At 59.8% G+C, this 23,823-nt stretch carries 20 protein-coding genes, 1 tRNA gene, 1 rRNA gene and 1 riboswitch (1 of these 23 running past the window's edge); of the genes, 12 read left to right on the top strand and 10 right to left on the bottom strand.

The genetic code is table 11. The features are described 5' to 3' along the window. The 3 genes from DARO_RS00350 to DARO_RS00340 all read right to left on the bottom strand — a co-directional run. A 16S ribosomal RNA gene (locus DARO_RS00350) occupies positions 1-657 on the bottom strand; it reaches 881 nt to the left of the window's first position. A 527-nt stretch (positions 658-1,184) separates the two neighbouring features. Next, positions 1,185-1,258 (bottom strand) — tRNA-Gly (locus DARO_RS00345). 42 nt (positions 1,259-1,300) lie between these two features. Beyond that, the gene (locus DARO_RS00340) at positions 1,301-1,801 is read right to left on the bottom strand and encodes a flavin reductase family protein (RefSeq protein ID WP_011285834.1); all 501 of its coding nucleotides are present in this window, start codon (positions 1,799-1,801) and stop codon (positions 1,301-1,303) included. A 64-nt stretch (positions 1,802-1,865) separates the two neighbouring features. Between DARO_RS00340 and mutY the strand changes: the two genes are divergently transcribed. After that, positions 1,866-2,903 (top strand): A/G-specific adenine glycosylase, encoded by a 1,038-nt coding sequence (gene mutY, locus DARO_RS00335; protein WP_011285833.1) that lies wholly within the window; start codon positions 1,866-1,868, stop codon positions 2,901-2,903. Here the strand turns inward: mutY and DARO_RS00330 are convergent. Both DARO_RS00330 and DARO_RS00325 read right to left on the bottom strand, forming a co-directional pair. Next, positions 2,875-4,089, bottom strand: a complete 1,215-nt coding sequence (locus DARO_RS00330) for an HD-GYP domain-containing protein (RefSeq protein WP_011285832.1) — start codon at positions 4,087-4,089, stop codon at positions 2,875-2,877. The two genes, mutY and DARO_RS00330, sit on opposite strands and share 29 nt — an antisense overlap. Positions 4,090-4,102: 13 nt before the next feature. Next, on the bottom strand, positions 4,103-4,690 hold the full coding sequence (locus DARO_RS00325; RefSeq protein ID WP_041224140.1) for a hypothetical protein: 588 nt from the start codon (positions 4,688-4,690) through the stop codon (positions 4,103-4,105). Between the two features lie 359 nt (positions 4,691-5,049). Here DARO_RS00325 and DARO_RS00320 point away from each other — a divergent pair, with 359 nt between their 5' ends. After that, positions 5,050-6,957: an ATP-binding cassette domain-containing protein gene (locus DARO_RS00320; protein ID WP_011285830.1), complete on the top strand. Its 1,908-nt coding sequence runs from the start codon at positions 5,050-5,052 to the stop codon at positions 6,955-6,957. Positions 6,958-6,993: 36 nt separating this feature from the next. On the opposite strand, the gene DARO_RS00315 is transcribed toward DARO_RS00320, so the two are convergent. After that, entirely contained in the window at positions 6,994-7,260 is a 267-nt protein-coding gene (locus DARO_RS00315; protein ID WP_497463015.1) for an ElaB/YgaM/YqjD family protein, read from the bottom strand. A 441-nt stretch (positions 7,261-7,701) separates the two neighbouring features. Here DARO_RS00315 and DARO_RS00310 point away from each other — a divergent pair, with 441 nt between their 5' ends. The 5 genes from DARO_RS00310 to DARO_RS00290 are packed head-to-tail and all read left to right on the top strand — an operon-like array spanning position 7,702 to position 12,988. Then, a complete protein-coding gene (locus DARO_RS00310) occupies positions 7,702-8,565 on the top strand; it encodes a phosphate/phosphite/phosphonate ABC transporter substrate-binding protein (protein ID WP_011285828.1) in 864 nt (287 codons plus the stop codon). 8 nt (positions 8,566-8,573) lie between these two features. Beyond that, complete coding sequence (locus tag DARO_RS00305; protein ID WP_157037113.1) at positions 8,574-10,916, top strand: EAL domain-containing protein; 2,343 nt, start codon at positions 8,574-8,576, stop codon at positions 10,914-10,916. 43 nt (positions 10,917-10,959) lie between these two features. Then, the gene (thrH, locus tag DARO_RS00300; protein ID WP_011285826.1) at positions 10,960-11,571 is read left to right on the top strand and encodes a bifunctional phosphoserine phosphatase/homoserine phosphotransferase ThrH; all 612 of its coding nucleotides are present in this window, start codon (positions 10,960-10,962) and stop codon (positions 11,569-11,571) included. A gap of 11 nt (positions 11,572-11,582) precedes the next feature. Further along, positions 11,583-12,446 carry a formyltetrahydrofolate deformylase gene (gene purU / locus DARO_RS00295; RefSeq protein ID WP_041224594.1) on the top strand — a complete coding sequence of 288 codons (864 nt, stop codon included), beginning with the start codon at positions 11,583-11,585 and terminating at the stop codon, positions 12,444-12,446. Beyond that, entirely contained in the window at positions 12,446-12,988 is a 543-nt protein-coding gene (locus DARO_RS00290) for a hydrolase (protein WP_011285824.1), read from the top strand. Before purU ends, DARO_RS00290 begins: the two co-directional genes overlap by 1 nt. Positions 12,989-13,103: 115 nt before the next feature. On the opposite strand, the gene DARO_RS00285 is transcribed toward DARO_RS00290, so the two are convergent. The 3 genes from DARO_RS00285 to DARO_RS00275 all read right to left on the bottom strand — a co-directional run bounded on the left by DARO_RS00285 (position 13,104) and on the right by DARO_RS00275 (position 15,811). Beyond that, complete coding sequence (locus DARO_RS00285) at positions 13,104-14,603, bottom strand: ammonium transporter (protein ID WP_011285823.1); 1,500 nt, start codon at positions 14,601-14,603, stop codon at positions 13,104-13,106. 10 nt (positions 14,604-14,613) lie between these two features. Then, positions 14,614-14,952: a P-II family nitrogen regulator gene (gene glnK / locus DARO_RS00280; protein WP_011285822.1), complete on the bottom strand. Its 339-nt coding sequence runs from the start codon at positions 14,950-14,952 to the stop codon at positions 14,614-14,616. Positions 14,953-15,037: 85 nt separating this feature from the next. Continuing rightward, positions 15,038-15,811: a TorF family putative porin gene (locus DARO_RS00275; RefSeq protein ID WP_011285821.1), complete on the bottom strand. Its 774-nt coding sequence runs from the start codon at positions 15,809-15,811 to the stop codon at positions 15,038-15,040. A 238-nt stretch (positions 15,812-16,049) separates the two neighbouring features. On the opposite strand from DARO_RS00275, the gene DARO_RS00270 reads away from it, so the two are divergent. From DARO_RS00270 to DARO_RS00260, 3 genes are read left to right on the top strand one after another with little or no spacing between them, the layout of a single operon-like run. Then, positions 16,050-16,292 (top strand): accessory factor UbiK family protein, encoded by a 243-nt coding sequence (locus DARO_RS00270; RefSeq protein WP_011285820.1) that lies wholly within the window; start codon positions 16,050-16,052, stop codon positions 16,290-16,292. 6 nt (positions 16,293-16,298) lie between these two features. Next, positions 16,299-17,795, top strand: a complete 1,497-nt coding sequence (locus DARO_RS00265) for a YifB family Mg chelatase-like AAA ATPase (RefSeq protein ID WP_011285819.1) — start codon at positions 16,299-16,301, stop codon at positions 17,793-17,795. Next, entirely contained in the window at positions 17,788-18,990 is a 1,203-nt protein-coding gene (locus DARO_RS00260; RefSeq protein ID WP_011285818.1) for a Bcr/CflA family efflux MFS transporter, read from the top strand. Before DARO_RS00265 ends, DARO_RS00260 begins: the two co-directional genes overlap by 8 nt. Here the strand turns inward: DARO_RS00260 and DARO_RS00255 are convergent. Further along, positions 18,970-19,368: a rhodanese-like domain-containing protein gene (locus DARO_RS00255; protein ID WP_011285817.1), complete on the bottom strand. Its 399-nt coding sequence runs from the start codon at positions 19,366-19,368 to the stop codon at positions 18,970-18,972. The genes DARO_RS00260 and DARO_RS00255 overlap by 21 nt on opposite strands. 83 nt (positions 19,369-19,451) lie before the next feature. On the opposite strand from DARO_RS00255, the gene bamE reads away from it, so the two are divergent. Further along, entirely contained in the window at positions 19,452-19,946 is a 495-nt protein-coding gene (gene bamE, locus DARO_RS00250; RefSeq protein ID WP_011285816.1) for an outer membrane protein assembly factor BamE domain-containing protein, read from the top strand. 49 nt (positions 19,947-19,995) lie between these two features. Next, positions 19,996-20,066, top strand: a riboswitch (S-adenosyl-L-homocysteine riboswitch). Between the two features lie 80 nt (positions 20,067-20,146). Then, on the top strand, positions 20,147-23,809 hold the full coding sequence (gene metH, locus DARO_RS00245) for a methionine synthase (RefSeq protein WP_011285815.1): 3,663 nt from the start codon (positions 20,147-20,149) through the stop codon (positions 23,807-23,809). Positions 23,810-23,823: the final 14 nt, after the last annotated feature.

The following is a 23,823-nucleotide window of genomic DNA, read 5'->3' as shown; positions in this document are numbered from 1 at the left end:
TGCCATACTCTAGCCTGCCAGTCATAAACGCAGTTCCCAGGTTGAGCCCGGGGATTTCACGCCTATCTTAACAAACCGCCTGCGCACGCTTTACGCCCAGTAATTCCGATTAACGCTCGCACCCTACGTATTACCGCGGCTGCTGGCACGTAGTTAGCCGGTGCTTCTTATTCCGGTACCGTCATCCACACAGGGTATTAACCCATGCGTTTTCTTCCCGGCTGAAAGAGCTTTACAACCCGAAGGCCTTCTTCACTCACGCGGCATGGCTGGATCAGGGTTGCCCCCATTGTCCAAAATTCCCCACTGCTGCCTCCCGTAGGAGTCTGGACCGTGTCTCAGTTCCAGTGTGGCGGATCATCCTCTCAGACCCGCTACAGATCGTCGCCTTGGTGAGCCTTTACCTCACCAACTAGCTAATCTGATATCGGCCGCTCAATCAGCGCAAGGTCTTGCGATCCCCTGCTTTCCTGCTCACAGAATATGCGGTATTAGCGTAACTTTCGCTACGTTATCCCCCACTGAAAGGTACGTTCCGATATATTACTCACCCGTTCGCCACTCGCCACCAGGATTGCTCCCGTGCTGCCGTTCGACTTGCATGTGTAAGGCATGCCGCCAGCGTTCAATCTGAGCCAGGATCAAACTCTTCAGTTTAATCCAACAAATAACTCGCATATTCACTGACGGTAGATTGCTCTACCTGAATGGATCTCTCCATCCTTACTTCAGTGCGTTTGCCTTAATACATTTTTGCAACCGTAGTTGCTGCATCAAGACACCCACACTTATCGGTTGTCCAATTTGTTAAAGATCAGTCGCCGCGCCGTTTCGTTAAATCCGTCAGCAGCGAAGGGGGCGAATTATCTAGATTTAAGAAGCCGCTGTCAAACCATTTTTGAAAAATAATTCACTCCACTCAAAAACCATGATTTCAGAATCACTTGAGAACTGCCTCAATGAGTGGAATTTACACCGATCACTTCGCCCCTCGGGCCGCTGCCTATTTGGCGCTCCCAACGGATGGCACACATACTCGGCAACGTTATGGAGTTGGTGCTGGATGCAGCTTGCGCTGACTCAATCCGCCAGCATCCAGAAATCTACGAGGTACGGAAAACAAAAAAGCCAACCCGCAGAGGTTGGCTTTCTCACTTGTTGATGACGATACGCCTGGATCAATGTGGAGCGGGCGAACGGAATCGAACCGTCGGCTCTTGCTTGGGAAGCAAGGGTATTACCATTATACGACGCCCGCTCTGGGCGAAAGGGTGCATTCTAAGCGCAGAAGGCGCCCGATTCAATCGTCCTGTTCGCTAGCCAGTGCGGCATAGCGACCGGCGTGGAAAAGTAGCGGGGCAAGATCTGCGGTTTCACTGAAACGTTCGACACGACCAACAAAAATGGTGTGATCTCCGGCTGAATGGGCAGTATCGTTAGCCACTTCAAAGGTCGCGCAACAATCCGGGAAAATTGGGGCACCGCCAGCACCACGCTGCCAGTGCAAGCCGACGAATCGGTCAGCAGGCCAGGTGGCAAAGCGGTTGGACAGATCCTGCTGCTCAGCTGAGAGGATATTGATGACGTGATGGCTGGCCCGGCGGAAGGGCTCAAGGTTGTGTGAATTGTTGTCCAAACACCAGAGGACAAGCGCCGGCTCAAGCGAAACCGCGGCAAACGAATTGACGGTCAGCCCGATCGGGTGGCCATCCGGGTCAATGGCCGTGACAACGGCGACGCCGGTGGCGAAGCGTCCGAGGGCATTGCGCAGGGCGCGGCTGTCGTGTTGCGGTTGGGTCATCGGGTTTGATTTGCGTCAAAAGGCCGTATTATCGGCGCTCCAGCAGCCCACGTCGAGGCAGAATTTGGCCACCCCGAACCCGTTCACCGAACAATTGATCGCCTGGCAGAAGATCGCCGGGCGCCATGACCTGCCCTGGCAGAATACCTGCGATCCTTACCGGGTCTGGCTTTCCGAAATTATGTTGCAGCAAACACAGGTCAGCACGGCGACCCCCTACTACCTGCGTTTCCTGAGCAGTTTTCCCGATGTAACAGCACTGGCTACCGCGCCGATCGAAGTCGTGATCGAGCACTGGGCCGGCCTTGGCTATTACGCAAGAGCACGCAACCTCCATCGCTGTGCTCAGCAGATTGTCACGGTCTATGCCGGGAGCTTTCCGGACTCTGTAGAAAAACTCGCAGAATTGCCTGGTATCGGCCGGTCAACTGCCGCTGCAATTGCGGCATTCTCATTCGGAAAACGGGCCGCAATCCTCGACGGTAACGTCAAACGGGTACTGTGTCGGCAATTCGGCATCGATGGCTTTCCCGGTTCGGTGACTATCGACCGCAAGCTGTGGACGCTGGCCGAAAGCCTGCTGCCAGAACGGGATATCGAGGTATACACACAGGGCTTGATGGATCTCGGTGCCACGTTATGTACCCGGAGCAAGCCACGTTGCGGCGACTGTCCTGTTGCTGCGGCCTGTATCGCCCGATGCGAAGGCAGGCAGGCTGAGCTGCCAACGGCAAAACCACGCACCAAGGTGCCTGAACGAACCGCGACCTACGTGTTGCTCAGCGATGGGCACCGTCTGCTACTTGAGCGACGCCCCCCAAGCGGTCTGTGGGGTGGCCTGCTGGTGCCGCCCGAGGGCGAGCCGGATCAAGTCGCCGCCCGCTTTGGCTTGCAACTGGGCGAGCAGTCGAAACTGCCTGCACTGAAGCATACCTTTACGCATTTCAAGCTGACGCTGGAACCGGTGCTGTGCCGCATTGAGCCGCGCACCGACCTGGGTGAGGCGGGACTCGAGTGGGTCAATATCGACAAAGCAGCCCAAGCCGGCGTACCGACCCCGATCCGGAAACTGATCAAGCAGGTTGCCAGCGCAGGGGGCTGATGCTCCAGTGCTCGAAGCTTTCGGCTCGCACGATCTGGCCGTAGTGATTGCCAATCTTGCGCGCCAAATCGACCTCGACCGGAACTGTGACGTATTGCTTGCGCCCGACGTGGTAAATGACGCGAACGATCGGCGTCAGCATGTTGTTGGGATGCATTTGCTCGACCACGGCAAGATGGCCGCTTTCAAGCAGGACCAAGGTGCCGACCGGATAGATGCCGACTGTCTTGACGAAAGCAGCAACCAGGGCAGGGTCGTATTGCGTCCCCCCCTCGTCGTAGAGCTGACGGAGTGCATGCGACGGCGATATTGCCGCCCGGTAGGGGCGCTCCGAGGTCATTGCATCGTAGGTATCGACAATCGCTGCCATCCGGCCGGCGACCGAAATTTCGTCGCCAGCCATACGGTAGGGGTAGCCGCAGCCGTTGTAGCGCTCATGATGTTCGAGGACAACCGCAACTGACATCTCCGAAAGTCGCGAAGTCGCCTCCAGGACCGCCAGTCCTTCCTCAACGTGACTCTGGACGATGGAATACTCTGCTCTGGACAGCATGCCTGGCTTGGAAACCAACCGGGCATCCAGGGCTGAGTTGCCGATATCCTTGACCATGGTACCGAGAGCCAATTTCTCGATTTCCGGCTCTGGCATGCCCTGCTGCCGGCCGAACGCAATGATCAGCGCCGCCGTCGCCACGGCATGATCGGTTGCGTAGGCCGCCTGCCGTTTCAAGCGGGCCAATGGAACCAGCGCATCGGGGTTGCGGATCACCGATTCCATCATCTTGCCGATCACCGGTTCGAGTTGCGCCGCATCGACACTCAGACCGGCCTTGGCTGCAACCATCAGCCCGTTTACCGTGCCACTCGCTTCGCTCAGCAGGCGGGTGGCACGTCGCCGCTCCTCACCCAACGAAACAGTGTGGTGCATAGCGGCCTTGATCTCGGCCAGCGACTTGAATTTTTGCTCGACTGCATTGATACGGGCAATCGGCGAAGGTGGCAGATCGATCCCTTTCTCGGTATCGATGCTGACTTCGGTGATTCCCTGCTCCTTGAGCTCCCAGACATGCGACTCGTCGCGCACCTTGAAGCGTTTAATCCAGATCGAGTGATCGAGCCAGCGCTTGTGCAAATCCACGACATACATGCCGGGCAACAACTGGTCGACGGAGAGTTTGCGGATCATGGCGCGACCAAGATTATTTTTTTTCCCCGTCCTCGGCTGCGCGACGCTCTGCTTCGAGCTTTTTGGCAGCAACCTTGGCATCGTGGGCTTCCTGCTTCTGGCGATGCTTTTCGGCCTGTTCAGCCTTGCGCTTTGCACCTTCCGCCGCTTTTTTCGCCTTGTCCGAACGTACCGCCTCGGTATGTAGCTCAGACGCCTGCCGGCTGGCCGCTGTCTCTGCTTCCCGCATCTGCATATCGGCTTCGCGACTAGGCGCCTCTTCGGCACGACGCTTGTCCCGGTCGGCTAACTGCTCTTTCTTGACCTCCCGTTCCAGAGCCTTGCCCTCGGCCTCCAGGCGCCGCGCTTCATGAGTGGTTTTCTGATATTCCCGATCGGCATCGATACGACACGAATTGACAAGAAATTTCTTCTCGCACTCGAGATACTTCTGCTCATTCCGCTTGAGACCTTCTTCTTTGAGCGCCTTGCTTTCAATCTGCAAAGCGCTCGCCTTGTCCAGACGCTCCCGCCAGGAGGCCTGCTGATCAGTCTCTGTGCCGGACTCCGCTGCCAATGCGGCAAGCGGCATCGCCAGCAGGGTAATCAGGCCGGCAACCACTGATAAGGATCGATTTTCCATTTATCGTAATTCTCGAAACAGGCGACTTTGTCCTGGACCTTGGAGAGATCGAGGATCTCTGACGAAATGTAATGTTGCGGATCGAAATGCTGCTTACCTCACTCAAGCAGCTTCTTCAATGCCGTGGCAACCGGTTTTTCGACCCGAATCTGCTTGATCATTGGGGAATTCTAGCAGGCGTTTACAGACCGTAGCCAAATTCCCGGAAAAGCGCGGTAAACGTTTGTAAAAATTGTGAATTTAGCCATTTCTCCGGTAAATCGCTGAAGGCCCCGCCAGACTCTCGGCACCAGTGCTTTTCGCCAGCGGACAGGGGCATCGTTATAATCCATCGCCTCATGATCGCCTTACGCCAAGTCACCTTCGCCCGCGCCGGCCGCCCTTTGGTCATTGACGCCTCCGTTCAACTGCACCCCGGCTGGAAAGTCGGCGTCGTCGGCGCCAACGGCTGCGGCAAATCCAGCCTGTTCGCACTGCTCGCCAACGAACTGCATGCCGAATCCGGCAATGTCGAAATCCCGGCCAGCTGGCACATTGCCCGCGTTGCCCAGGAAACCCCGGCCCTGCCCGACAGCGCGCTCGATTTCGTGCTCGACGGCGACATCGAACTGCGCCGCATCGAACGCGAACTGGTCGAAGCGGAAGCCAAGGGTGATGGCCTTGCCATCGGCCACCTGCACGCCCGCTACGGCGAAATCGGCGGCTATTCGGCCAAGGCGCGCGTTGCCGAAGTGCTGCATGGCCTGGGCTTCACCGACGCCGATTTCTCGCGCGCGGTGTCGGAATTCTCCGGCGGCTGGCGCGTTCGCCTCAACCTCGCCCGCGCCCTGTCCTGCCGTGCCGACCTGCTGCTGCTCGACGAACCGACCAACCACCTCGATCTCGACGCCGTTTTCTGGCTGGAAAACTGGCTGAAGAACACGCCGGCGACGCTGCTCCTCATTTCGCACGACCGCGACTTCCTCGATGCCGTGGTCGGCCAGATCATTGCCATCGACCTCCAGCGCTTGACGCTGACCAGCGGTGGCTATTCCGACTACGAACGGGCCCGTGCCGCCCGCCTCGCCACCCAGCAATCGGCTTTCGAAGCCCAGCAGCGTGAAATCGCCCATCTTTCCAGCTTCATTGAACGCTTCAAGGCCAAGGCGACCAAGGCCCGCCAGGCACAAAGCCGGATCAAGACGCTGGAACGCATGGAAATGGTCGCCGCCGCTCACGTCGATTCGCCCTTCCATTTCAGTTTCCGCGAACCCACCGCGTTGCCCGACCCGCTGCTGAGCATCGAAAAGGCCTCGGCCGGCTACGCCGATCACAGGATCATCGATAACGTCACACTGACGCTGCGCCCCGGATGCCGGATCGGCCTGCTTGGCCGCAACGGCGCCGGCAAATCGACGCTGATCAAGCTGTTGGCCAATGCCATCCCACAGCAAGGCGGCGAACGCAAGGAAGCCAAGGCGCTGAATATCGGCTACTTCGCCCAGCATCAGCTCGAACAGTTGCGCCCGGACGAATCGCCACTGCAACATCTGGTTCGCCTCGACCCGACAGCTACCGAACAGGAACTGCGCGACTACATCGGCGGCTTCGATTTCCGCGGCGACATGGCCACCCGCGCCATCGAACCCTTCTCCGGCGGCGAGAAGTCCCGCCTGGCGCTGGCGCTGATGATCCGCAACAAACCCAACCTGCTGCTGCTTGACGAACCGACCAACCACCTCGACCTCGAAATGCGCGAAGCGCTGACCTTCGCTTTGCAGGACTTTGAAGGTGGCGTCGTCTTCGTCTCGCACGACCGGCATTTGCTGCGCACCTGCGCCGACGAACTGCTGCTCGTCGCCGATGGCAAGGTCACTGAATTCGATGGCGACCTCGACGACTACGCAGCATGGCTCGCCGCCCAGCGCAATGCCGAGAAGGCACCGGAGCCGAATGCGGCAGCCGAAAAAAACGAGCGCCTAGCCCAACGTGCCGATGCAAAAGCGAACCGCCAAGCTTTGCTGGCCCAACGCCGACCTTTGGTCAAAGAGATCGAGCAACTTGAACGGAAGCTGGCCAAGTGGAATGAGGAAAAGGCTGCTCTCGATACGCAATTTGCCGATCCAAACTTCTACACCACGGTCGACCGCATCAAGAGCGAGGAAATGCATAAGCAGGCCGGGCTACTTGGCGAGCAGATCGATGAGGCCGAGATGCGCTGGCTGGAAGTTCACGAGGCGCTGGAGGCATTGCCACCGACTGATTGAGAAGGTGTTTTGAGCCTTCCCCTCCCCGGCAGTTACCTATCGACGCGCCATAAGGATGCCGAGCAGCAAACCAACGCCAGCCGCAATGCCGACAAATTGCCAAGGCTTGTCTCGAACACAGGTATCCGTGGCACAGGCCGCCGCCTTGGTTTTTGCCAAAATGGCTGCCTCAGCATCCGCAACTCGCACCTTGGCAGCACCCAAACGGTCGCTAATTCGCTGACGTACATCGAGCATCTTGTCGCCAGCGACGCCGGCCGTCTCGCGAAAAATCTCTTCAGCGTCAGAAACAACCGCTTTCATGTCGGCAACAATTTTTTGGCTGTTACCTAGATCGGTCACATTAGACATATCTCACCTCGGTAGATTAAACGGAACCTAGCCAGCACTTCCAGCATATAAGCAATTTGGCGCTGGCATGGTACAAGACTCGCCAAGCAAAACCCTGACCAGAATAGTTGGCGTTTTCAGCCTAGCCGATCGCTGGTTTGGGTTGCGGTTTTTTACCCTTTGATTCTTTCTTTTTGTCTTTGCTACCCATGAGTTTCTCTCCTGAATAGATTGCATGGGAACGACTCAATTTGCCCATTCATCGTAGTCTGTATATTCGATCTTGGCCAATTTCCTTTTGGTTATTGAAAATCCCAAACGCTGACGGGAGTCATGCCGCGAAAAACGCTCGTAATTATTGCGTTAGACGGTGACAATAATCAGGCAGTGCCACTGGATTTGAGGGGGATTCGGATGCGCTTGATAACAAAAATGATCGTGCTGGCGTTCAGCTTGCTGCTGTGCGCTTCAAGCTTGTCTCTGGCCGATGAAAAATTGGCCGAGAGGCGGCCGTTGACGGTCGGCCTGATGCCCTATCTGAGCACGCGCACACTGCTGGCCAATTATCAGCCGATTGCAGCAGCCCTTGAAGATGCTTTGAAGCAGCCGGTTCAGTTACTGACCGCACCGGATTTTGATACCTTCGTCAGGCGCGTGCTGGATGGCGAATACGACATTGCGCTCCTCGCTCCGCACTACGCCCGCCTGGCCATCAAGAGTTATGGCTATACGCCGTTACTGCTCCACAAGTCACCAATCCGAGGCGTTCTGGTCAGCAGTCGCGCCCAACCGCTGGCCAGCTTCAACGACCTGCGTGGCCAGAACATCGCTATCGTCGACCGCAGCGCACTGCTGGTCATCGCCGGGGCCATCACGCTCGGGGAGAATGGACTGACTGAGGGCAGCGACTATCACTTCATCGAAACGGTCAGTCACTCGAGCGCGCTGCATAACGCCATTTCAGGCAAGGCCCGGGCCGCGCTGGTGTCTTATTCGACCCTGGTTCTGGCCGCCCCCGAACTGCAACGCGATGCCCTGCTCTGGCGCGACATTGCCAGCATTCCCGGGCAGTTCTACATTGCTCACAGCCGGGTTCCGCCTGCCAGACAGCTGGCGGTAAAAGCGGCACTGCTGGCTTTCGAAAAAACCCCCGAAGGCCAGCTATTTTTTGAAAAAACCAAGCACGGCGGATTCCGCGAACCGACTGCCGAGGATTATGTGCTTCTCGACAAGATGATGCCGGAAACCCGTCGCCTGTTGGGCAACACCGTCCGCTGATGACCTTGATGAAACTCCCCCGTTCGCTGCGCACCCGCCTGATTACGCTGAGCATCATCGTCGAGATCGTGATGATCTCGGCCATCGTCTGGAACAGCCAGCGCCTGATCGAGGCGCATCTGGTCCGCCAGTTTGAACTGCGCCGTGCTGAAATCAGCTTGTTGCTGCAAGCCGCGCTGGGCGCGGCCATGGTCCAGCGCGACTATGCCGCAGTCAGCGAAACACTGACCAGCGCCCAGCAAATGCAGGGCATGGTCTACCTGATCATGTTCGATGAACGCGGCCAGCGTATTGCCGCTGCCAATGCCGAACATGACATAAAGCCGGCCGGGGTGCGTGATTTCCGCGTTCCGGTGAGCGTCGAAAAACGCCCCTACGGCGAGCTTCAGGTCGGTATCGATCTGCGCTTTCTCGAAGAGGCAAGACAGGAAATCCTGTTCCAGAATATCGCGCTCGCCCTGGTCGGCATCCTGACCTCGTCGGTCGTCCTTGGCGGCATTGCCTTGTGGCTGACGCGCCGCCTTGGCCGGCTGGTCAAGGCCAGCCACGATCTGGCTGATGGGCGGGGTTTCAAACCAATGCCTGCTAGCAGCAACGACGACATCGGCCAAGTCATCAGCGCCTTCAATGGCATGGCAAAAACACTCGACCGCCGGGTCAGGGATCTGCAGGAAGCCGAAGCTCGGCAAAGGGCACTGCTCGAAACGGTCGATGCGGAGCGTTCGCGACTCGACGCGCTGCTTTCGGCGATGCGTCTGGGACTGGTTTTTGTCGATCAGGACGAACGGATCTGCTATCTGAACCCGGCCTTCGCCAGCCTCTGGTCCGTCAGTCTGGACGGTCATCTCGCCAATCTGCCGCTGGCCGATCTGCGCCGCTGGCTGGATGCCGTACTGACCAACGGTGGCCAAAGCCAGCTGTTCAGGGGTGACGGCACCAGTGTGGAACTGGCCTTGCACGAAGGCCGAGTCATCACCCAGCAAGGGATAGCAGTCACCAGCGCCAGCGGTAGCGAGTTGGGACGTCTGTGGATTTTCGAGGACGTGACCAACGAGCGACAACTGGCCGAACATCTGCTGTTCATGGCCGAGCGTGACCCGCTGACCGGACTCGCCAACCGCGCCCGTTTTGCCGCCGAACTGGACAGGCTGGTCAGCCGCTTTCAGCGTGATGCGACGCAGAGCGGTGCCGTGCTGTATTTCGATATCGATGAATTCAAGACGATCAACGACACCTTCGGCCATCGGGTTGGCGACAACGTGCTGGTCCGGACGGCTGATGTCGTCAGCAAGTTGGTCCGTACTGGCGAGTTATTGGCCCGCCTGGGGGGGGACGAATTTGCCATTGTTGCGCCGGGGGCAGATCTGGACGGCGTCCAGGCGATGGCCGAACGGGTCGTCAAAGCACTGACCGGCCTCAGTTTCGAGTTCGACGGCAAGCGTTTCGGGCTGACCATCAGTCTCGGCATCGCGCTCTTGCCGGAGCACGCCGCCAGCGCCGAGGAACTGGTTGCCCACGCCGATGCCGCAATGTACCAGGCCAAGCGCAGCGGCAAGAACTGCTGGCGCATCTATCGGCCCGACCTCGACGAATCCTCGCACATGCTCAGCCAGCTCGGCTGGAACGACAAGATCCAGGCGGCACTGAACGAAAACCGTCTGGTTTTGCACTTCCAGGGCGTGCATGTAACGGCCACCCGAGCGATCAGCCACTACGAAGCCTTGGTTCGCATGATCGATCCCGACAACCCGGACGAATTGCTGCAACCAGGCAGCTTCATTCCGGCCGCCGAGCGCACCGGGCGCATTGTCGACATCGACCGCTGGGTGATCGGCACCGCCATTCACAAGCTGGCCGGCATGCCGAGTCTGCCTGCCCTCGCCATCAACGTGTCGGCCCGCTCCTTCGACGATCCGACGCTGGCCCGCACGATCAGCGACCTGCTCACCGAGTTTCACGTCAACCCACAGCGCCTGATCATCGAACTGACCGAAACGGCGGCGCTGGCCAACATCCGTGATTCAGAACGTTTCATCGACGACCTGCGCCGGCTCGGCTGCACTGTCTGCCTCGACGACTTCGGCGTCGGCTTCTCGTCCTTCGCCTATCTGAAGCACCTGTCGGCCGATGTCCTGAAAATCGACGGCATGTTCATTCGCAATCTGGTCAGCAATCGCGAGGATCAAGTCTTTGTCCGGGCCATTGTCGAAGTCGCCCGCGGCCTGGGCAAGAAGACCGTTGCCGAATTCGTCGGTGATGCCCCGACACTGGCCCTGCTTGGCGAACTCGGCGTCGATTACGCGCAGGGTTACTACCTTTCCTTCCCGATTGCCGAGATAAGCCCATCCTGATCGGGTAAAATGCTCCTTTTTTAGCCGCCGCAGGGAGTTCACCGTGCAAATCGTCTGTCTTGACCTCGAAGGGGTACTGGTCCCCGAAATCTGGATCGAATTCTCCAAGCGCACGGGTATCCCCGAGCTGATGCGGACCACTCGCGAAGAGCCGGACTACGACAAGCTGATGACCTACCGCCTGAATATCCTGCGCGAGCACAAGCTCGGCCTGCCGGACATCCAGAAGGTGATCGCCGAAATGGGCCCGATGCCTGGCGCCCGCGCCTTCCTCGACAAGCTGCGCGAGGATTACCAGGTTGTCATCCTGTCCGACACCTTCTACGAATTTGCTCATCCGCTGATGCGCCAACTGGGTTGGCCGACGCTGTTCTGCCACTCGCTGGAAGATGACGCCGAAGGCATGCTGGTCAATTACCACCTGCGCATGCCGGACCAGAAGCGCGAAGCCGTCAAGCGCTTCAAGGAACTGAATTTCAAGATCGTTGCGGCTGGCGACTCCTACAACGATACCGCCATGCTCGGCGAAGCCCACGGCGGCATCCTGTTCCACCCGCCGGAAAACGTCATTCGCGAATTCCCGCAGTACCCGGTCGTGCTGAACTACGACGATCTGCGCAGCGAAATCGACAAGGCTTTCGCCAAGGCAGCCTGAGCCCAATGACCATGCATCGCGACCGCTTCTACACGCTTTCCGCTTCCTGCCCCGATCAGGTAGGCATCATCGCCCGCGTTTCCGGCTTCATCGCCGGCAACGGCGGCTGGATTCTCGAATCGAGTTTCCATTCGGACGTGCTGACCGGTCGCTATTTCATGCGCATTGAAATCAAGGCCGATTCGCTGCCCTTCCTGCTCGCCGAATTCCGCGAACGCTTCCGCATTGAAGTCGCCGAACCGCTGTCGATGACCTGGCAAATCAACGACAGCGCGGTCAAGAAACGCGTTGTCGTGCTGGTTTCCAAGCAGGAGCATTGCCTCTATGACCTGCTGGCGCGCTGGCAGGCCAAGGAACTCGACATCGAGATCCCGTGCGTCATTTCCAACCACGACACTTTCCGTGGCTTTGTCGAATGGCACGGTATTCCGTTCCATCACGTACCGGTGACTGCCGACAACAAGGCCGCCGCCTACGCCGAGATTCAGCGCATCTTTGAAGACGTGCGCGGCGACTCGATGGTCCTTGCCCGCTACATGCAGGTCTTGTCGCCCGAATTGTGCGATGCGCTGACCGGCAAGATCATCAACATCCACCACAGCTTCCTGCCCAGCTTTGCCGGCGCCAAGCCCTACCATCAGGCCTACACCCGTGGCGTCAAGCTGATCGGCGCGACCTGCCATTACGTGACCAGCGAACTCGATGCCGGTCCGATCATCGAGCAGGACGTGATCCGCATCGACCATTCCGATTCGCCCGAAGATATGGTTCGCTACGGCAAGGACATCGAGAAGACGGTACTCGCTCGTGGCCTGCGCTATCACCTCGAGGATCGCGTCCTCGTTCACGGCAACAAGACGGTCGTTTTCCGCTGATGCTGATTCGACGTGACGATTCGCTGCTGCTGATCGTCGACATTCAGGAAAAATTGGCGCCGGCCATTCACGACAACGAGCGCGTTACGGCCAATTCGGCTCGCCTGCTTGAAGGTGCTCGCCTCCTGGACATCCCAGCCTTCGTGTCCGAGCAATACGTCAAAGGTCTGGGTTCCAGCGTCCAGGCCATCCGCGATGCAGCGGGTAGCGCCAGATTCTTCGAAAAAACGCACTTCTCCTGCGCGGCCGAACCCGGCATCGTCGACCTGTTGCTGGCAGCCAAACGGCCACAGGTCATCCTGACCGGTACCGAAACCCATGTCTGCGTGCTGCAAACGGCTTTCGGCCTGCAGGCTGCCGGGTTTGAGGTCTATCTGGTCGCCGATGCAGCCTCGTCGCGCACCCCGGAAAACCGCAGCGCCGCCATTGAGCGGATGCGGGCTGGCGGCATCCGTATCGTCACCACCGAAATGGTCCTTTTCGAGTGGCTGCATCAGGCCGGAACGAGTGAGTTCCGGACCCTGCTCCCGCTGATCAAGTAAGCAGCGCCGCCTCGCCCTTTCCACGGCGATCACCCGGAAACCACGGGCAAAAACAAATACCGCAAAAAAAACGGGCACCCGAAGGTGCCCGAAGGGAGAGAGACTACAGACCTGATTAGTGGTGGTAAGCGGTTTCACCGTGCGAGGTAAGGTCGAGACCTTCACGCTCTTCTTCTTCCGGCACACGCAGACCAATCACGATATCGACCAGCTTGTAGGCAACGATGGAGACGACGCCGGACCAGACGATCACGGTACCGACGCCCCAGGCCTGGGAGATCAACTGGGCAGTCATGTCGTAAGGACCAACGGCGTTGGCCACATAGTCATAGACGCCCGTGCCACCCAGGGCCGGATCAGCAAAGACACCGGTCAGCATGGCGCCAAGGATGCCGCCGACACCATGGACGCCGAACACGTCGAGGGAGTCGTCTGCGCCCAGCAGCTTCTTCAGGCCATTGACACCCCACAGGCAGACCACGCCAGCCAGCAGGCCGATGATGATGGAGCCCATCACACCGACGAAGCCGGCGGCCGGAGTGATCGCCACCAGACCGGCGACGGCACCGGAAGCAGCACCCAGCATGGAAGGCTTGCCCTTCAGGATCCATTCAGCAAACATCCAGGACAGTGCGGCGCAAGCCGTCGCAACCCAGGTGTTGACCATGGCCAGCGCAGCACCGCCAGAGGCTTCGAGGGCGGAGCCGGCGTTGAAGCCGAACCAGCCAAACCACAGCAAGGATGCACCAATCATCGTCAAGGTCAGGGAGTGCGGGGCCATCGAGACATTGCCCAGACCGCTACGCTTGCCCACCATGTAGGCACCAACCAGACCGGCAATGGCGGCGTTGATATGCACCACGGTACCGCCGGCGAAGTCGAGCGCACCCTTCTGGAACAGGAAGCCAGCCGTCTTGCCGGCCAACTCGCCAGCAGCAGCATCGATGTAGGCATCCGGACCCGCCCAGTACCAGACCATGTGAGCCATCGGGATGTAGGACAACGTGAACCAGATCACCATGAAGACCAGGATGGCGGCAAACTTGGCTCGTTCAGCGAAGGCGCCGACGATCAGGCCGCAGGTAATGGCCGCAAAGGCACCCTGGAAGATCACGTAGGCAAACTCGGAGATGTTCACACCCTTGGAGAAGGTGGCCGCCACGGAATCGACCGTCACGCCCTTCAGGAACAGCTTGTCGAGCACGCCGAAGAACTCGTTCCCCTCGGTGAAGGCGGCCGAGTAGCCATAGACCACCCAGAGGACCGAAATCAGCGAGAAAGTGACGAACACCTGCATCAGCACCGACAGCATGTTCTTGGTGCGAACCAGGCCACCGTAGAACAGGGCCAAACCCGGGATGGACATCAGGATGACCAGCGCAGCGCTGATCATCACCCAGGCGTTATCGCCCTTGTTCGGCGGGATCGGTGCCGCGGCAGGAGCAGCGGCAGGTGCGGCAGCAGCGGGTGCTGCGGCAGGCGCCGCCGCAGCCGGCGCTGCGGCCGGGGCGGTAGCTGCAACAGCTTCGGGCGCTGCAGCTTTTTCTTCGGCCCAGGCTGGGGCGCCGAAACCTACGGCGCCGACCAGGGCCAGCAATGCGAGTAAGCGTTTCATGGGTCGCTCCTTAGAGGGCATCGGTACCGGTTTCACCGGTCCGGATACGAATGACTTGTTCGACATCGAACACGAAGATCTTGCCGTCGCCGATCTTGCCGGTGGATGCCGACTTTTCGATGGCTTCGATGACCTGATCGAGCTGATCGTCCCTGACAGCGGCTTCGATCTTGACCTTGGGCAGGAAATCGACGACATATTCGGCGCCCCGATACAGCTCGGTATGCCCTTTCTGCCGGCCGAAACCCTTCACTTCAGTGACCGTGATGCCTTGCACGCCGATGGCGGACAACGCTTCACGCACTTCGTCAAGCTTGAACGGCTTGATGATGGCGGTAACGAATTTCATGATGAGTAAGTCCTCATAAAGGTTGAAATCTGTTTTCCCCCACCGGCGCCGGCCGGTGCACTGGCAGGGGAAGTTTTAAATTGGTTTAGAAAGTCTTGGTAAAGGACAGCAGGGCAGTACCCTTGGCGACATTCTTGTTGTTCCAGCAGTAAGCCGGGACAGCATCGCCACAGGTATTGGCATTGGTGTCGGTGTAAGCCAGACCGAACACGCCAAAGCCAACATCCTTGGTCACGCCCAGCTTCCAGTCAGTGTAGGAAGCATCGCTGTAGTGCTTGATCTTCTGATGACCGACGTGGGCGTTAACCCCCCAGCCTTCACCCAGATCGTAGTTCGCCGACAGATCGATATAGCCGGAACCACGGGTGTTTTCCATTTGCGTGCCAGTCCAGCCAACCATGTATTGCGAAATCGTCTGGTTGTACTTCAGGGTGATGAACTTCCAGCCGATGGCGCCATAGACTTCCATCGTGTCCGGCGTCACGCCACCCAGCGAGGTACCCGGGTAGTAGTACTTGATGACGCCGAGGTCGTAGGTGAAGTCATCAGCGAAACCACCCTTGAAGCCACCGTAGAAGTCAGTTTCCAGGCTGCTGTTGTCCTTATAGTGATTCACTTGCACCCAAGAGACGTTGGAGCCCCACACACCGACATACAGGCCGCTGGAGTGGTTGTAGTCGAAGCCGCCCTGCAGCGCCGGGTGGCCTTGGGTCTGGCTGATGCCGCGGAAGATGTAGTCGCTGACCACACCGATGTTGCCGGTCAAAGCAGGGGCGGGTGCCGGGGCAGCAGCTTCTTCGGCAAAGGCCGGGGCAACAAAGGCGGCAACGATGGCCAGGGTAAGCAGTGATTTCTTCATGGTTTCTCTCCAACAGAAGGTTTCAAGTGAAAAATATTTACAACACAGCAATAGCAGAAGCCGTGCCAGGTTGTTTTTTTGATACCAATCAAAGGATTTCCGGCTATTCCAAATGTAATGCACCAATTTGTCGCACCAAAACTGTGCGGTTACAGACAGTTACGCACCATCGCCGAGCGATCACTCAAAAGAGCGCTAAATTCCCCTGTGTTAAACTCGAGGCTCACGGAGGAACACCATGCTAGACCCCAAGACACTGGAAGAATTTGGCGCCAAGATGAGCGCCCTGTTTGCCAACTCGCCAGCCAAGGACATTGAAAAAAATGCCAAGGCCATGATGGGTGGCTTTTTCGCCAAACTCGATCTGGTGACGCGCGAAGAATTCGACGTTCAGGCGCAAGTACTGGCCCGCACCCGCGAAAAGCTGCAGGCGCTGGAAGCCCGCGTCGACGCGCTGGAAAAGGCCCGCTCGGGCCAGTAGCACAACATGGCGCTGGCCATCGCATACAGCCGCGGGCTGGATGGCCTGAACGCGCCACCAGTCATTGTCGAGGCGCACCTCGCCAGCGGCCTGCCCAGCTTCACGCTGGTTGGCCTGCCCGACACCGAGGTCAAGGAAGCGCGTGACCGTGTCCGCGCGGCCATCGTCAATTCCGGCTTCGAATTCCCCAGCAAACGCATTACCGTCAATCTGGCGCCAGCCGACCTGCCCAAGGAGTCCGGTCGCTTCGACCTGCCCATCGCGCTCGGCATCCTGGCAGCCAGCGGACAGATTCCAACGCCAGCGCTGGCCGATTACGAATTTGCCGGCGAATTGTCCTTGTCTGGCGAACTGCGTCCGATTCGCGGTGCCCTGGCCATGGCCCTGCAAAGCAGCGACAACGGCAAAACCTTCATCCTGCCTGAAGCCAGCGCCCAGGAAGCCGCACTGACCGGTTCGACCCACATTCTGGCGGCGCGTTCGCTGCTCGATGTCTGCGCCCACCTGGCTGATCGCGAATTGCTGCCGCCCGCAGTGGCCACAGCCAATACCGAAAACTGGCCAAAATTTCCAGATATTTCCGAGGTTCGAGGTCAGAGTCAGGCCAAGCGGGCGCTGGAAATTGCCGCGGCTGGAAACCATTCTCTATTGATGGTCGGCCCGCCCGGTTCGGGCAAATCGATGCTCGCCGCCCGTTTGCCAGGCCTGATGCCGCGCCTCGAAGGCGAAGCGGCCAAAGCCTCGGCCGCTGTCCTTTCGCTGGTCGGGCAATTCCAACCAGAGGCCTTTGGCGTTCGCCCTTACCGTCAGCCCCATCACACCGCTTCGGCGGTCGCTTTGGTCGGTGGTGGTAATCCGCCGCGGCCTGGCGAAATCAGCCTGGCTCACCAGGGCATCCTGTTCCTCGACGAATTGCCCGAGTTCGACCGCAAGGTACTCGAAACTCTGCGCGAACCACTGGAATCCGGGCGCATCCATATCGCCCGGGCAGCCCGCCATGCCGAATTCCCGGCCGAATTCCAGTTGATTGCGGCAATGAATCCCTGCCCCTGCGGATTTTTGGGACATGGCAATAATAAATGCCGTTGCACGCCGGACCAGATCGCCCGTTACCGAGGCAAGCTATCCGGCCCCTTTCTTGACCGCATCGACCTGATCATCGAAGTGCCGGCCCTGCCGTCCGACGCGCTGTCCGGCAAGGCCGACGGCGAATCATCGGAAACCGTGCGCACTCGCGTCGAGCAAGCCCAGGTGCGGCAACAAACCCGCCAGAGCAAGCCGAACGCCCGCCTGAACACCAAGGAAGTCGATGCCTGCTGTCAGCCCGACGAAACCGGCAGCAAGCTGTTGCAACAGGCGACGACGCAGCTCGACCTGTCGGCCCGGGCCTGGCACCGCATCCTGAAAGTCGCCCGAACCATTGCCGATCTGGCCGGCAACGACGACATCCGCGCCACCCACATCGCCGAGGCCATCCAGTACCGGCGCTTTGGCCGTGGCTGAGGTCAGCCGGCGCGAGACGCGCGGCATCGCCATCCTGCTCGCCTCTATGTCGGCGATCGGGCCATTTTCGATCGACACCTACCTGCCGTCCTTCCACGAGATCGGCGAAAAACTGCATGCGACCCCGCTTGAAGTCCAGCAGACGCTGTCCATTTACCTGTTCTCCTTCGCGCTGATGACGTTATGGCACGGCGCGATTGCCGACCGTTTCGGACGCCGCAAGGTCATCCTGATCGCCCTTGGCTTGTTTGCCATCGCCTCGGCGGGTTGCACTCTCGCCACGCGCATCGAGCACCTGTGGTTCTGGCGGGCCATGCAGGGCATCACGGCTGGCGCTGGCATCGTGCTCAGCCGCGCCATCGTGCGCGACCTGTTCGATGGCGCAGAAGCCCAGCGCCTGATGTCACAGATCACCATGATGTTTGCGCTGGCCCCGGCCATCGCCCCGGTCATTGGCGGCTGGCTGCAAACGCTGTTCGGCTGGCGTTCGGTCTTCGCCTTTCTCGTGCTGTCGACGACCGCATTGTGGCTGGCCTGCTGGAAACTGCTGCCCGAAACCTTGCCGCCGGAAAAACGCCAGTCGCTGCGCCCCGCCTATCTCGCTTCAACCTACTGGAAAGTGCTGACCTCGCCGCCTTTCCTGCTGGCTTGCGCCGCACTGTCGATGAATTTCGGCGGTTTCTTCCTGTACATCCTGTCCGCCCCGGTCTTCCTGATGCGGCACCTCGGTGTGGCTGAAACCGGCTTCCTCTGGCTGTTCGGGCCGGCGATGAGTGGCCTGGTGTGCGGCTCATGGTTATCTGGCCGACTGGCCGGCAGGGTTTCGCTACCCCGCACCATCGGACTTGGCTATGCGGTCATGGGCACCGCAGCCGCCATCAACCTGACGGTGAATGTTGCCTTGCCACCCGGCTTGCCATGGAGCGTGGCACCCATTTTCGTCTACACCATGGGCATGTCGCTGGCCATGCCCTGCCTGACCATCTTCGCGCTCGACCCCTTCCCGGCCCAGCGCGGCCTGGCCGCATCGTGCCAGACCTTCTTCCAGTCCAGCTTCAACGGTCTGGTTGCCGCGCTGATCGCCCCCGCCTTATGGGGCTCGACCCTGACACTGGCGCTCGGCATGGCCGGGCTGATGCTGACCGGTGGCCTCGCCGCCCTGCTCCACCAACGCCTAAGACTGGTACCACGGTAGTCCACGGCAGCGCCAGCCACCCAGCTTGCCGCGGTGATAGTCCTCGTCGAGCGGACCTTCGAAACCTTCCAGAACATTGATCACGTTGGTAAAACCGGCTGCCTCAAGGGCCAGCCCGGCATCGACCGAACGCCTTCCACTGCGACAAATGAGCAACAATGGTCGGGAAAGATCACCCCGCACCAGCCGCTTCACCTTGTCGGCAAATTTCGGATCAATCTCCCAGTCCGGCCCCTCCTGCCACGCCACATGCTCGGCACCGGCCGGGTGGCCGACGTACATATGCTCGATTTCCGTCCGGCAATCGACCAGCACGGCGAGCGGCTGGTGCTGCAGGAAGGCATGTGCGGCAAGGGGATCGAGGTGCTGCATCGGCATATCCGAAAATTAGAGTAATCCGATATTATGAAAGCAAGCTCGGGAAAGCGTAAACTGCCTTGCCCCCTCGTCATGGAGCCCACATGAAACTGCCTGCCTGGATCACCTCTGCCGCCACCGCCATCGTGGCCGCAGCCCTGCCGGCCTGCGATTACTTCAACCTGCAGGAAATCAAGCCCGGTGTCACGACCCAGGCCGAAGTGCGCAGCCGCATGGGCGAGCCCGGCTTCATCCACTGGAACGACGACGGCACGGCGACCTGGGAATACGCCCGCCAGCCGAACGGCAGCAGTTGCTACATGATCACCTTCGGCCTTGATCACGTGGTCGCCAAGGTCGAGCAGGTGCTGAACGACGCCAACTACGCCAAGGTCCGCGTCGGCATGAGCAAGGACGATATTCGCCGCCTGCTCGGCGCACCTGGCTCGAAACAGACCTTCAACAATCTGCGTGAAGAAATCTGGGAATGGCGCATCGAAGGTATGCCGCCGATGGACGAAACCTACTTCATGGTGCATTTCGACACGAACAGCGGCGGGGTCAAGAAGACCTCGAAGCGCGTCGCCGTGAAAGGCTAAACAAATCAATATCCTTGGCAGCTTGAGCGGCCCCCGGTAAACTAACGCTTCTGCCGAGGAGCGCTGCGACCCTTTAATTCGGGGGCCAGGCTCGGCAATGATCAACGGCGCTCGCAAACCCGCGTTTTCCTTGCCCCGGTTTGCGGCGCCGTTCGTTTTTGCGGCGTCCCCGGTGCAATTTCGCTTTGCCGAGGTGATCCATGCAGCCAAACCGTACCGCCGAACTCTCTTCCCTGCTCCAGCAACGCCTGCTCGTCCTCGATGGCGCCATGGGCACCATGATCCAGCGGCACGGCCTGCAGGAAGCTGATTACCGGGGTGAGCGCTTCAAGGATCACCCCCACGACCTGAAGGGCAATAACGACCTGCTGGTCCTGACCCGGCCAGACATTATCGGCGGCATCCACCGCGAATATCTGGAAGCCGGCGCCGACATTCTCGAGACCTGCACCTTCAACTCGACCGCGGTATCGCAGGCCGACTACAACCTGTCGGAACTCGTCTACGAACTGAATTTCGAAGGCGCCAAGCTGGCCCGTCAGTTGTGCGACGAATTCACCGCCGCCAATCCGGCCAAGCCGCGCTTCGTCGCCGGCGTGCTTGGCCCGACCAGCCGTACCGCCTCGATCTCGCCGGACGTCAATGATCCGGGCTACCGCAACGTCACGTTCGACGAACTGGTCGCCAACTACGTCGAGGCCATCACCGGTTTGGTCGAAGGCGGCGCCGACATCCTGCTCGTTGAAACGGTGTTCGACACGCTGAATGCCAAGGCCGCGCTATTTGCCATCGAGAAGTTTTTCGACATCGCCCAGCGTCGCTGGCCGGTGATGATCTCCGGCACGATTACCGACGCTTCCGGCCGCACGCTATCCGGCCAGACCGCTGAGGCCTTCTGGAATTCGCTGCGCCACGTCCAGCCGGTCAGTTTCGGCCTGAACTGCGCACTCGGCGCCAAGGAACTGCGCCAGTACGTCGAGGAACTGTCCCGCGTCTGCGACTGCTACGTCTCGGCCCACCCGAACGCCGGCCTGCCCAATGCCTTTGGCGGCTACGACGAAACGGCCGACATGCTGGCCGACGAAATCGAAAGCTGGGCAAAGGCCGGCATCGTCAATATTGTCGGCGGCTGCTGTGGCACCTCGCCGGAGCACATCGCTGCCATCGCCCAACGTGTTGCGACGGTCAGCCCGCGCCAGCGCCCCGCCATCGAACCGGCGCTGCGCCTGTCCGGTCTCGAAGCCTTCAACGTCACACCCGGCTCGCTCTACGTGAACGTCGGCGAACGGACCAACGTCACCGGCTCCAAGGCCTTCGCGCGCATGATCCTCGAAGGCCGTTTCGACGATGCGCTGGCCGTTGCCCGCCAACAGGTCGAGAACGGCGCCCAGATCATCGACATCAACATGGACGAGGCGATGCTCGATTCGCTGGCCGCCATGGACAAATTCCTCAAACTGATCGCCTCCGAGCCGGACATTTCGCGCGTGCCGATCATGATCGACTCGTCGAAATGGGAGGTCATCGAAGCGGGCCTGAAGTGCATCCAGGGCAAGGGCATCGTCAATTCGATCTCGATGAAGGAAGGCGAAGCCAAGTTCATCGAGCAGGCCAAGCTGGCCCGCCGCTACGGTGCGGCGGTCATTGTCATGGCTTTCGACGAGAAGGGCCAGGCCGACACGTTTGCCCGCAAGACCGAGATTTCCAAGCGCGCCTACGACCTGCTGCTGAGCATCGGCTTCCCGGCTGAAGACATCATCTTCGACCCGAACATTTTCGCCATCGCCACCGGTATCCCGGAACACGACAACTACGCGGTCGATTTCATCGAATCGGTGCGCTGGATCAAGCAGAACCTGCCGCACGCCCACATCTCCGGTGGCGTATCCAACGTCTCGTTCAGCTTCCGCGGCAACGACCCGGTGCGTGAGGCGATCCACACCGTCTTCCTCTACCACGCGATCAAGAACGGCATGACCATGGGCATCGTCAATGCCGGCATGCTTGGCATCTACGACGATCTGGAACCGGAATTGCGCCAGAAGGTCGAGGATGTGGTGCTCAACCGCAACCCGAATGCGGGCGAGGCGCTGGTCGATTTCGCCCAGACGGTCAAGGAAGGCAAAGCCAAGGACACCGGACCGGACCTCAGCTGGCGTGAGCAGAGCGTTGAGAAGCGCCTCGAACATGCCCTGATCAAGGGCATCACCGATTTCGTCGTGGCGGATACCGAGGAAGTCCGCGCCCAGCTCGAAGCTGAAGGCAAGCCACCGCTCGCCGTCATCGAAGGCCCGCTGATGGCCGGCATGAACCATGTTGGCGACCTGTTCGGCGCCGGCAAGATGTTCCTGCCGCAGGTGGTCAAATCGGCCCGCGTGATGAAACAGGCGGTCGCCCACCTACTGCCCTACATCGAAGCGGAAAAGACCCGCACCGGCCTGGGCAGCAAGGGCAAGATACTGATGGCGACGGTCAAGGGCGACGTGCACGACATCGGCAAGAACATCGTCGGCGTCGTGCTCGGCTGCAACGGCTACGACGTGATCGACCTCGGCGTCATGGTCTCCTGTGACAACATCCTGAAGGCGGCGCTCGAACACCGCGTCGACATCATCGGCCTGTCCGGCCTGATCACCCCGTCGCTTGAGGAAATGGCCCACGTCGCCAGCGAAATGCAGCGCCAAGGCATGAAGCAGCCGCTGCTGATCGGTGGCGCGACGACCAGCCGCGCCCACACCGCGATCAAGATCGCCCCCAACACCGAAGGCGCTGTCGTCTACGTGCCAGACGCCTCGCGCGCCGTTGGCGTCGCCACCAAGCTGCTCTCCACCGAGCAGCGCGATGGTTATATGGCTGAAATCGTCGCCGAATACGAGGCTGTTCGCGCCGAACACTCAGGCCGCAAGGGCGCGACGATGGTTACGCTGGCTGAAGCCCGCGCCAACCGTTTCACGTGGAACGAGCCGTTCACACCGGCCAAGCCGAAACAGCTCGGCCTGCAGACGCTCAACCCGAGCCTGAGCGATCTGGCGCTACTGATCGACTGGACACCGTTCTTCCAAAGCTGGGATCTGGCCGGTCGCTATCCAGCCATTCTCGACAACGAAACGGTCGGCGAAACCGCTCGCCAGTTGTTCACCGATGCCAAGGAAATGCTCGGCAAGATCATCAGCGAAAACTGGCTGAGCGCCCGTGCCGTCTTCGGCCTTTACCCGGCCAAGGCAGAGAACGAAGACATCATCATCTACAGCGATGAAAGCCGGACGACTGAACTGACCCGCTGGGTGGGCCTACGTCAACAACACAAGCAACCAAAAGGTCGCTTCAACATGGCGCTGGCTGATTTTATTGGTGAAAACGATTATGTCGGCGCCTTTGCCGTCACCGCCGGCCACCGCATCGAAGAGCGTGTCGCTGCATTTGAAGCCGCCCACGACGACTACTCCGCGATCATGCTCAAGTCGCTGGCCGACCGTCTGGCCGAAGCCGCCGCTGAATGGCTGCATCTGCAAGTACGTACCCAATACTGGGGCTACGCCCACGATGAAACCTTCACCAATGCCGAACTGATTGCCGAACAATACAAAGGTATCCGCCCCGCCCCCGGCTACCCGGCTTGTCCAGACCACACCGCCAAGCGCGAGTTGTTCGCCCTGCTCGATGCCCCGGCCAACGCCGGCATGCAGCTGACCGAGTCCTGCGCGATGACCCCGGCTGCGGCAGTATCCGGCTTCTACATTGCTCACCCGGCAGCGGCCTATTTCGCCATTCCGAAAATCGGGCGCGATCAACTGGAAGATTGGGCTGCCCGCAAAGGCATGTCACTCAAGGATGCCGAGTACTGGCTGGCACCCTTGCTGTAATGGCTGGTCGCGGC

Source organism: Dechloromonas aromatica RCB (assembly GCF_000012425.1).
Note: the sequence above shows the minus strand (reverse complement) of the source record. Positions and strands in the feature narration are given on the sequence as shown.

What these genes read in the sequence shown, in the direction of transcription:
- DARO_RS00310 (WP_011285828.1), top strand. Translation starts at nt 7,702, where the DNA reads ATGCGCTTGATAACAAAAATGATCGTGCTGGCGTTCAGCTTGCTGCTG.
- DARO_RS00275 (WP_011285821.1), bottom strand. Translation starts at nt 15,811, where the DNA reads ATGAAGAAATCACTGCTTACCCTGGCCATCGTTGCCGCCTTTGTTGCC.
- DARO_RS00285 (WP_011285823.1), bottom strand. Translation starts at nt 14,603, where the DNA reads ATGAAACGCTTACTCGCATTGCTGGCCCTGGTCGGCGCCGTAGGTTTC.
- metH (WP_011285815.1), top strand. Translation starts at nt 20,147, where the DNA reads ATGCAGCCAAACCGTACCGCCGAACTCTCTTCCCTGCTCCAGCAACGC.
- DARO_RS00340 (WP_011285834.1), bottom strand. Translation starts at nt 1,801, where the DNA reads ATGACCCAACCGCAACACGACAGCCGCGCCCTGCGCAATGCCCTCGGA.
- DARO_RS00290 (WP_011285824.1), top strand. Translation starts at nt 12,446, where the DNA reads ATGCTGATTCGACGTGACGATTCGCTGCTGCTGATCGTCGACATTCAG.
- bamE (WP_011285816.1), top strand. Translation starts at nt 19,452, where the DNA reads ATGAAACTGCCTGCCTGGATCACCTCTGCCGCCACCGCCATCGTGGCC.
- purU (WP_041224594.1), top strand. Translation starts at nt 11,583, where the DNA reads ATGCATCGCGACCGCTTCTACACGCTTTCCGCTTCCTGCCCCGATCAG.
- DARO_RS00270 (WP_011285820.1), top strand. Translation starts at nt 16,050, where the DNA reads ATGCTAGACCCCAAGACACTGGAAGAATTTGGCGCCAAGATGAGCGCC.
- DARO_RS00255 (WP_011285817.1), bottom strand. Translation starts at nt 19,368, where the DNA reads ATGCCGATGCAGCACCTCGATCCCCTTGCCGCACATGCCTTCCTGCAG.
- DARO_RS00265 (WP_011285819.1), top strand. Translation starts at nt 16,299, where the DNA reads ATGGCGCTGGCCATCGCATACAGCCGCGGGCTGGATGGCCTGAACGCG.
- DARO_RS00315 (WP_497463015.1), bottom strand. Translation starts at nt 7,260, where the DNA reads ATGAAAGCGGTTGTTTCTGACGCTGAAGAGATTTTTCGCGAGACGGCC.
- DARO_RS00305 (WP_157037113.1), top strand. Translation starts at nt 8,574, where the DNA reads ATGAAACTCCCCCGTTCGCTGCGCACCCGCCTGATTACGCTGAGCATC.
- glnK (WP_011285822.1), bottom strand. Translation starts at nt 14,952, where the DNA reads ATGAAATTCGTTACCGCCATCATCAAGCCGTTCAAGCTTGACGAAGTG.
- DARO_RS00330 (WP_011285832.1), bottom strand. Translation starts at nt 4,089, where the DNA reads ATGATCCGCAAACTCTCCGTCGACCAGTTGTTGCCCGGCATGTATGTC.
- DARO_RS00320 (WP_011285830.1), top strand. Translation starts at nt 5,050, where the DNA reads ATGATCGCCTTACGCCAAGTCACCTTCGCCCGCGCCGGCCGCCCTTTG.